General features: G+C 71.7%; 7 protein-coding genes. 5 read left to right on the forward strand and 2 right to left on the reverse strand.

Features of this window, described 5'->3' with window-relative positions:
* The first annotated feature begins 49 nt into the window (after positions 1-49).
* The 3 genes from ABZ914_RS18105 (at position 50) to ABZ914_RS18115 (ending at position 4293) form a co-directional block, all read left to right on the forward strand.
* Positions 50-2089 carry an MFS transporter gene (locus ABZ914_RS18105; RefSeq protein WP_500194137.1) on the forward strand — a complete coding sequence of 680 codons (2040 nt, stop codon included), beginning with the start codon at positions 50-52 and terminating at the stop codon, positions 2087-2089.
* 164 nt (positions 2090-2253) lie between these two features.
* On the forward strand, positions 2254-3387 hold the full coding sequence (locus ABZ914_RS18110) for an acetyl-CoA C-acetyltransferase (protein ID WP_500194139.1): 1134 nt from the start codon (positions 2254-2256) through the stop codon (positions 3385-3387).
* A 111-nt stretch (positions 3388-3498) separates the two neighbouring features.
* On the forward strand, positions 3499-4293 hold the full coding sequence (locus ABZ914_RS18115) for an enoyl-CoA hydratase-related protein (protein ID WP_500194141.1): 795 nt from the start codon (positions 3499-3501) through the stop codon (positions 4291-4293).
* Between the two features lie 45 nt (positions 4294-4338).
* Here ABZ914_RS18115 and ABZ914_RS18120 read toward each other — a convergent pair whose 3' ends face one another.
* Positions 4339-5103: an IclR family transcriptional regulator gene (locus ABZ914_RS18120; protein WP_500194142.1), complete on the reverse strand. Its 765-nt coding sequence runs from the start codon at positions 5101-5103 to the stop codon at positions 4339-4341.
* Between the two features lie 218 nt (positions 5104-5321).
* Here ABZ914_RS18120 and ABZ914_RS18125 point away from each other — a divergent pair, with 218 nt between their 5' ends.
* Positions 5322-7289, forward strand: a complete 1968-nt coding sequence (locus tag ABZ914_RS18125) for an acyl-CoA dehydrogenase family protein (protein WP_190860338.1) — start codon at positions 5322-5324, stop codon at positions 7287-7289.
* Positions 7290-7556: 267 nt separating this feature from the next.
* Positions 7557-8375 (forward strand): class I SAM-dependent methyltransferase, encoded by an 819-nt coding sequence (locus ABZ914_RS18130; protein WP_500194144.1) that lies wholly within the window; start codon positions 7557-7559, stop codon positions 8373-8375.
* A gap of 197 nt (positions 8376-8572) precedes the next feature.
* Here ABZ914_RS18130 and ABZ914_RS18135 read toward each other — a convergent pair.
* A partial coding sequence (locus tag ABZ914_RS18135) for a response regulator transcription factor (RefSeq protein ID WP_500194146.1) occupies positions 8573-8900 on the reverse strand: 328 nt, incomplete at its 5' end.

Raw genomic sequence — 8900 nt, forward strand, 5'->3', positions numbered from 1 at the left:
ATCTCTGTGGGTAGACCTCCCCCGTCGGTCGGCGAGGGGGGAAGGCGGTATGACCGCTGACACGGTGGCGCGCGGCGAGGAGGCCATGCCCAAGGGCCGGGACCTGTACGTCATCCTCGGCGCGCTGATGCTGGCCATGCTGCTGGCGGCGCTCGACCAGACGATCGTCTCCACCGCGCTGCCCACCATCGTCAGCGACCTCGGCGGCCTCAATCACCTGTCCTGGGTCGTCACCGCGTACCTGCTGGCGTCCACCGCCTCGACGCCGCTGTGGGGCAAGCTCGGCGACCAGTACGGCCGCAAGCGGCTGTTCCAGGGGTCGATCGTCCTCTTCCTGGTCGGGTCGGCGCTGTGCGGCATCGCGCAGGACATGACGGAGCTGATCTTCTTCCGGGCGCTGCAGGGCCTCGGCGGCGGCGGGCTGATGGTGCTGGTCGTCGCGATCGTCGGGGACGTCGTGCCGCCCCGGGAGCGGGGCCGCTACCAGGGGATGTTCGGCGCCGTCTTCGGTATCGCCAGCGTGTGCGGGCCGCTGCTCGGCGGCTGGTTCGTCGACAACCTGTCCTGGCGCTGGGTGTTCTACATCAACATCCCGATCGGCATCGTCGCGCTGCTGGTCATCGCCGCCGTCCTGCACGCCTCGGGGGAGCGCGAGCGGCACCGCATCGACTACCTCGGCTCGCTGCTGATCGTCGGCTGGTCCGTGGGGCTGGTGCTGATGACGACCTGGGGCGGCACCCGCTACGACTGGCTGTCCGCGCCGATCATCGTGCTCGCGGTCGTGTCGGTGGCGCTGATCGCGGTGTGGCTGCTGGTCGAGCGGCGCGCCGCCGAGCCGATCATGCCGCCGCACCTGCTGCGGCACGCGGTGTTCTCGCTGTCCTCGGCGATCAGCTTCGCGGTCGGCTTCGCGATGTTCGGCGCGCTGACCTTCCTGCCGATCTTCCTGCAGGTCGTGCACGGCGTCTCGCCCACCCTGTCCGGCGTGCACCTACTGCCGATGATGATCGGCATGCTGGTCGCCTCGATCGGCTCCGGGCAGCTGATCAGCAGGACCGGCCGGTACAAGATCTACCCGGTGATCGGCACGCCGCTCATCGCGATCGCCCTGTTCCTGCTGTCGCGGCTGGACGAGAACTCCTCGACGCTGTCGATGAGCCTGCGTTTCGCGCTCCTCGGGTTCGGCCTGGGCCTGGTGATGCAGGTCCTCGTCATCGCGGTGCAGAACGCCGTCTCCTACCAGGACCTCGGCTCCGCGACGTCCGGGGTCACGTTCTTCCGGCAGATCGGCGGGTCGTTCGGTGTCGCGGTGTTCGGCTCCGTCTTCAGCAACGAGCTGGCCTCGCATGTGGAGAGCCTCGCCAGGCGGGGGATGCTGCCGCCCGGCTTCAACCCGTCCGCCGTGCAGGGCAACCCGAAGCTGCTGGACCGGTTCCCGGGCTCGGTGAAGCAGGGCGTGCTGCACGCCTACGCGCAGTCCATCGACACCGTGTTCCTGTGGGCCGTGCCCGTCGCGGGGGTCGCGTTCGTCCTCACCTGGTTCCTGCGCGAGGTGCCGCTCCGCGCCACCTCCCAGACCCGCGACTACGGCGAGGGGTTCGGCGCGGCGCCGACCGTCCGCTCGTCCCGGCACGAGATCGAGCGGGCGCTCAGCGAGCTCATGCGGCGGGACGCGAAGGCCGCGGAGGTCTACAACCGGCTCGCCCGCCTCTGCGGCGTCGACATGCCCGCGGGCAGCATCTGGGCGCTGTGCCGCATCGCCAAGGACGGGACGGTCGCCGGCATGGACCTCGCGGACCGCGCCGGCGTCCCCGTCGAGCAGGGCCGCCCGTACGTCGACCGGCTCGTGGACGCGGGGTACGTCCGGCGCGCCGGCGACGTCCTCGCCGTCACGCCGTCCGGCCGGGCGACCGCGGAGCGGCTGTTCGCCGCGCGCCGCGAGGGCCTCGAGAAGCACGTCGAGGGCTGGTCGCCCGAGGAGCATCCGGAGCTGTCGGACGTGCTGACCAAGCTCGCCCGCGTCTCGCTGGGGGAGGACGCCGACGGGAACGTCCTGAAGCCTGGCCGGCCCGCCGAGACCGCGTCCTGACGCGCCCGCGTCACGGACCCCCTCGGGAACCCTTTCGTCGTACGGTGAGCATCGCTCCGCCGAGACTCAGCTCACATGGCGTTGCGCTATGAGGGATGTAATCTCATACTGACGACCGAATCTCACTCGGTTTCGGGACGGAACCCCAGAATTTTGGAGGCGTAGTGGCCGAGGCGTACATCGTCGGCGCGGTCCGTACCCCCGTCGGTACCAAGAAGGGCGCCCTCAAGGACGTGCACCCCGCCGACCTCGGGGCGCACGTGCTCAAGGAGCTCGTGAACCGGACCGGCGTCGACCCCTCCGCGGTCGAAGACGTGATCATGGGCTGCGTCATGCAGGCCGGCCCGCAGGCGCTGGACATCGCGCGCACCGCCTGGCTGTCGGCCGGGCTGCCGGAGAGCGTGCCCGGCGTCACCATCGACCGCCAGTGCGGCTCCTCCCAGCAGGCGATCCACTTCGCCGCGCAGGGCGTCCTGTCCGGCACCCAGGACCTCGTCGTCGCGTCCGGCGTCGAGCACATGGCCAAGGTGCCGATGGGCGCCACCATCGTCCAGGGCCTCGACTTCCCGTACGGCGAGGGCTGGGGCGAGCGCTACGGCCAGCAGGAGATCTCCCAGTTCCGCGGCGCCGAGCTGATGGCCGAGAAGTGGGGCTTCACCCGCGAGGACCTGGAGAAGTTCGCGCTGGAGAGCCACAAGCGCGCCGCCAAGGCCATCGAGGCCGGCTACTTCGACCGCGAGATCGCCCCGCTCGCCGGGCTGTCCAAGGACGAGGGCGCCCGCCCCGACACCACCCTGGAGAAGATGGCGGGCCTGAAGACCCTCCGCGAGGGCGGCGTCATCACCGCCGCGGTGTCCTCGCAGATCTCCATCGGCGCGTCGGCGCTGCTGATCGCCTCCGAGGAGGCCGTCAAGCAGCACAACCTGACCCCGCGCGCCCGCATCCACACCCTCGCCGTCACCGGCTCGGACCCGGTCTACATGCTGACCGGCCCGATCCCGGCGACCGAGAAGGCGCTGTCCAGGGCCGGCCTCAAGATCGACGACATCGACGTCTTCGAGGTGAACGAGGCGTTCGCCCCGGTCCCGATGGCGTGGGCGCACGACACCGGCGCCTCGCTGGAGAAGACCAACCCCAACGGCGGCGCCATCGCCACCGGCCACCCCCTGGGCGCGACCGGCGGCATCCTGATGACCAAGCTGCTGCACGAGCTGGAGCGCACCGGCGGCCGCTACGGCCTCCAGACGATGTGCGAGGGCGGCGGCCAGGCCAACGCCACCATCATCGAGCGCCTGTAATTCCGCGCTCCCGGCCGGTTCTTCGTGGCCCATCCTCGGTTCAGGGGGTGGGCCACGGGTGTCTGCGGGGGCGAGATGATGGCCTTCCGGTGGAGCGGCGGGGAGTGGAGCATGTACGAGACGATCGTCTACGAGGTCGCGGAACGGGTCGCGCGGATCACGCTGAACCGGCCCGAGGCCCGCAACGCGCTCAGCGACACCATGATCGACGAGCTGCTCGACGCGTTCGAGCGGGCGAAGGCCGACGACGGCGTCCGGGTCATCGTGCTGACCGGGGCGGGCGACCGGGCCTTCTGCGCGGGCGCCGACCTCGGCGGGCTCGGGCGGGCGCAGGCGGACGGACGGTCCGTCGCGGACGCCGCGGCGATCCGGGAGAGCGCCCCGTTCCGGCTGTTCACCGCGTTCCCGAAGCTCGGCAAGCCGATCATCGCGCGGCTCGCCGGGCACGCGGTCGCCGGCGGGCTCGGCCTCGCCGCGGCCTGCGACCTGGTGGTGGCGGCCGATGACGTCAAGCTCGGCACCCCCGAGGTCAACGTGGGCCTGTGGCCCATGATGATCATGGCGATCATCAACCGGAACGTCGCGCCGAAGCACGCGTTCAAGCTCTACTACACCGGGCAGCGCGTCACCGCGGCCGAGGGCCGCGACATCGGCCTGGTCACCGAGGTGGTGCCGCGCGCCGAGCTGGACGCGCGGGTGGACGAGCTGGCCCGCACCATCGCGGCCAAGAGCCCGCTCGGCCTGCGCCGCGGCCGCGACGCGTTCTTCGCGATCGAGGGCTGTCCGCTGGAGGACCAGGTGGAGCACCTGCTGTCCGAGCTCGTCGGCCTGGCCGCCACCGAGGACGCCAAGGAGGGCATCACGGCGTTCCTGGAGAACCGCGCACCCGACTTCCAGGGCCGCTGACCGCCGCGCGACCGGCTCGATGGCTCGGCGGGGCGCGGGGCGCGGTCAGCTGGTCGCGGTGAGGGTGAGGGTGCGCTGGAGCTCGGCGGCGCGGGCGTGCATGCGGTCGGCGGACTTCTCGATCCGGGGGAGCCTGCCCGTGCGGCAGGAGATGGCGAGCGCGCCGATCGCGGTGCCGGTCGCGTCCGTGACCGGCACCGCCGCGCAGCCGGTGCCGAGGGCGTACTCGTCGCGGTCGAGGGAGAGCCCGCAGGGCGAGGTCAGCGTGCTGAGCAGCCGGGCCCGCTCGGTGATGGTGTTCGGGGTCAGGTCGACGAGCGGATGCCGGGAGAGGTAGTCGCGGAGCCGCTCGTCGTCGAGCTGGCTCAGCATGCACTTGCCGAGCGCGGTGGCGTGCGCGGACTCGTCGAAGCCGACCCAGACGTCGACGCGGGGCGCGCGCGGGCCGTCGGCGATGTCGATGAGCCGGATCTCGTCGTCCACGTGCATGCCGAAGTAGCACGCGACGCCCAGCTCGTCGCGGAGCGCGATCAGCGTCGGGCGGACCCGGGCGAGCAACTGCTGCGTCCGGCTCCGGCCGTGCAGCGACTGGACGCGGTCGCCGAGCACCCAGACGCCGTCCGGGAGCCGCATGGCGTAGCCCTCGTAGGCGAGGGTGCGCAGCAGGTGGTAGGCGGTGGCGAGGGGCAGCCCGGCCTCGCGGGCCAGCTGCTTCGCGGGCGCGCCGCTCGGATGCGACGCCACCACCTCCATGAGGTGCAGCGCCCGCTGCACCGAGGCGATGAGAGTGGGCCTGCGTGTCTCATCCATCACGCACAGCGAACCCCTCCCGCCTGGCGAGGTCAAGGGCTTTGGCGGTACTCGGCCCCCTCGCGCGCGACACGCCTGGACGGCGCGGGAGTACACGGCGGGACGGCCGGGGAGTAATTTCGGGACAGTGCAACCTCTGGGGGCGGATCCCCCAGACCCCCCAGGGCTGCCGCCCGAAGGGCGGGCGGGAGCAGGGGAAACGCTTCCGAGGAGCCGGCATGAGCCAGCCGAGTCGCAGCCAGACCCCCGTCGACGAGCGGACCGCGCGGCGGGTCGCCGAGGAGGCCCGCGAGAGCGAGTGGCGGCTGCCGAGCTTCGGCAAACAGCTCTTCCTCGGCGACTTCCGGCTCGACCTCGTCCATCCCCATCCCCGTCCGGACGAGGCGTCGCGCCGGCGCGGCGAGGCGTTCCTCGCGCGGCTCACCGAGTTCTGCGCCACCCGGATCGACCCCGCGCTGATCGAGCGCGAGTCCCGCATCCCCGACGACGTGGTCAACGGCCTGCGGGAGATGGGCGCGCTCGGCATGAAGATCCCCGAGCACTACGGCGGCCTCGGGCTCAGCCAGCTCTACTACGGCCGGGCCCTGATGGTCGTCGGGTCGGTGAGCCCCGCGCTCGGCGCGCTGCTGTCGGCGCACCAGTCCATCGGCGTCCCGCAGCCGGTGAAGATGTTCGGCACGGAGGAGCAGAAGGAGCACTGGCTGCCGCGGTGCGCGAAGCAGATCAGCGCGTTCCTGCTCACCGAGCCCGACGTCGGCTCGGACCCGGCGCGGCTGCGCGCCACCGCCGTCCCCGACGGCGACGACTACGTCCTCAACGGCGTCAAGCTGTGGACGACCAACGGCGTCGTCGCGGACCTGGTCGTCGTCATGGCGCGGGTGCCGAAGTCCGACGGGCACCGGGGCGGCATCTCCGCGTTCATCGTGGACATGGCCGCGCCCGGCATCACCGTGGAGAACCGCAACGCGTTCATGGGGCTGCGGGGCATCGAGAACGGCGTGACGCGCTTCCACGACGTGCGCGTCCCGAAGGCCAACCTGATCGGCGCGGAGGGCGCGGGCCTGAAGATCGCGCTGACCACGCTGAACACCGGGCGGCTCTCGCTGCCCGCGATCTGCGCGGCGAGCGGCAAGTGGGCCGCGAAGATCGCCCGCGAGTGGTCGAAGGAGCGCGTGCAGTGGGGGCGGCCGGTCGGCGAGCACGAGGCCGTGGCCCGCAAGATCGCGTTCATCGCCGCGACCGCGTACGCGCTGGAGGCCGTCCTCGACCTGTCCGGCCAGCTCGCCGACGACGAGCGCAACGACATCCGGATCGAGGCGGCGCTGGCGAAGCTGTGGTCGTCGGAGATGGCCTGCCGGATCGCCGACGAGCTGGTCCAGCTGCGCGGCGGCCGCGGTTTCGAGACGGCCGAGTCGCTCGCCGCGCGCGGCGAGCGGGGCGTGCCCGCCGAGCAGCTGCTCCGCGACCTGCGGATCAACCGGATCTTCGAGGGCTCCACCGAGATCATGCATCTGCTGATCGCGCGCGAGGCGGTGGACGCGCACCTGTCCGTCGCGGGCGACATCATCGACCCCGACGCGTCCGCCGGGAGGAAGGCGCGCGCGGCGGCGAAGGCGGGCGGCTTCTACGCGCGCTGGCTGCCGACCCTCGTGACGGGCGCGGGGCAGCGGCCGAACGCGTACGCCGAGTTCGGCGCGCTCGCCAAGCATCTGCGGTACGTGGAGCGCGCCTCCCGGAAGCTGGCCCGGTCCATCTTCTACGCGGCGGGCCGCTGGCAGGGGCGGCTGGAGTACAAGCAGGGCTTCCTCGGCCGGATGGTCGACATCGGCGCGGAATTGTTCGCGATGAGCGCCGTCTGCGTCCGCGCCAATGCCGATTCCTCGGGCCTTGGTCCGCTTTCCGGATCCATTGTTGACGGCGCGAGCGAGGCCAATGTCCCCGGTGCGTCCGCGGTGCTGCTGGCCGACGCGTTCTGCCGGCAGGCGCGCGTCCGCGTCGACGAACTCTTCGACGGGCTGTGGCGCAACACCGACGAGATGGACGTGAAACTCGCGCGCGCCGTCCTCGCCGGCGATTTCGCCTGGGTCGAGGAAGGCGTATTGGACCCCTCCATTCCCGGACCGTGGATCGCGCCCGCCGAACCAGGTCCGAGCGAAAGGGAGAGCGTGCACCGCACGATCGGCTGAGAACGCCGTTCTGACCTGCGGTGCGTGACCGGCGGACTGCTGTGCGCTACGGTGGCGTGTCCCGGTCGCCGGTCGGTGGGACCGGTCACACCGGGACAGACCGGTCGCCGGTCCCGTGCACCGATTCCCGAACGCCGGGCATTGCGGTTGCGTACGGATGGGTAGACTGTCCCGACCTTGCGCCAGAGATCAGGCCATCCCGAGGGATCCGGCCCGTCGATCCGGCGAAAACAAGCAGAACGCCAACGCACCCAGCGAGCGGGAAGTATGCAGCAACCTGGTCAGAAGAAGTCCATCGCAGGAACCCTACTCAATCTACTCGGAAGCGGCCCGAAACCCGCGCCCGCGGCGCCCACCGCGGGGGACGGAGAGGTCATCCAGCCCGCCGCCGGCGACGGGGCGCTGGAGAACCACCTGGGCGGTGACGAGGCCCGCAACTACCGCAAGTACGAGTACGAGACCGTCGCTCCCCACGTCGGACGCTCGCTGCTGGAGATCGGCTCCGGGCTCGGGCACTTCTCCGAGCAGTTCGCCGGCCGCCTCGACTACCTCGCCGTCAGCGACAACGACCCGTACTGCGTCGGCGAGCTGCGCAAGCGCTACGAGGACAACGACGACGTCGAGGTCATCGACCTCGAACTGCCGGCCGAGATCGACATCCGGCAGAAGGTCGACACGGTCGTGATGATGAACGTCCTGGAGCACATCAAGGACGACGTCCAGGCGCTGCGCGACCTCGCGTCCGTCACGCTGCCCGGCGGGCGGATCGTCATCTGGGTGCCCGGCTACATGCAGCTGTACGGCGACTTCGACCGCAAGGTCGGGCACGTCACGCGCTACACCCCGGCGACGCTGGAGGCCTCGGTCCGCGAGGCCGGGCTCGTCCCCGAGGTGCTCAAGCCGATCAACTTCCTCGGCGGGATCGCCTGGTGGTTCGCGGTCCGCCGCGGCGGCGCCGGCTACCCCGACCCCCGGCTGGTCAAGATCTACGACCGGACCGTGGTGCCGGTGACCCGCACCATCGAGCGGCTCGTCCGGCCGCCGTTCGGGCAGACCGTCTTCTGCGTGGCCCGCGTCCCGCGCTAGCGCGGGGTGCGGCGCGCCCGCGGCGGGCACGAGATCATCACCATGTGAACTCGTGCCCGCCGTTTTCGGTATGTCGCCCGTTGCACGGCGCAACGGGCGGAGCACACTGGGCAGTGGCCGGAACGGTCGCGGGCCGCCTCTCCGGGGGGAGGAGCACCGCATGCTTCCGCGGCGCGCGGCCGTGAAGGCCGGCCACGTCAGTTCCCGTGTGGTCCGACGGTTCGGTGGCGGGGGTCCGGGAGGGGGGTTCCCGCCACGGAACCATGCCCGCCGGAACCATGCCCGCCCGCGCCCGGCCGCCCGGCGGAGCGGCCCGCCGAGCCGGCGAACAGCATGAGCCGGTGCGCGGTCGCGGCGGCCTCGCCCCGGTTCGCCACGTCGAGCTTGCCGAGGATGTTCGACACGTGCACGCTGGCCGTCTTGACCGAGATGAACAGCGCCTCGGCGATGTCGCGGTTGCTGCGGCCCTCGGCGACCAGGCGCAGCACCTCGTACTCGCGCGGGGTCAGGCCCAGCGGCGCGGAC

The sequence above is a fragment of the Spirillospora sp. NPDC046719 genome (assembly GCF_040645715.1).
Taxonomy (GTDB): Bacteria; Actinomycetota; Actinomycetes; order Streptosporangiales; family Streptosporangiaceae; genus Spirillospora.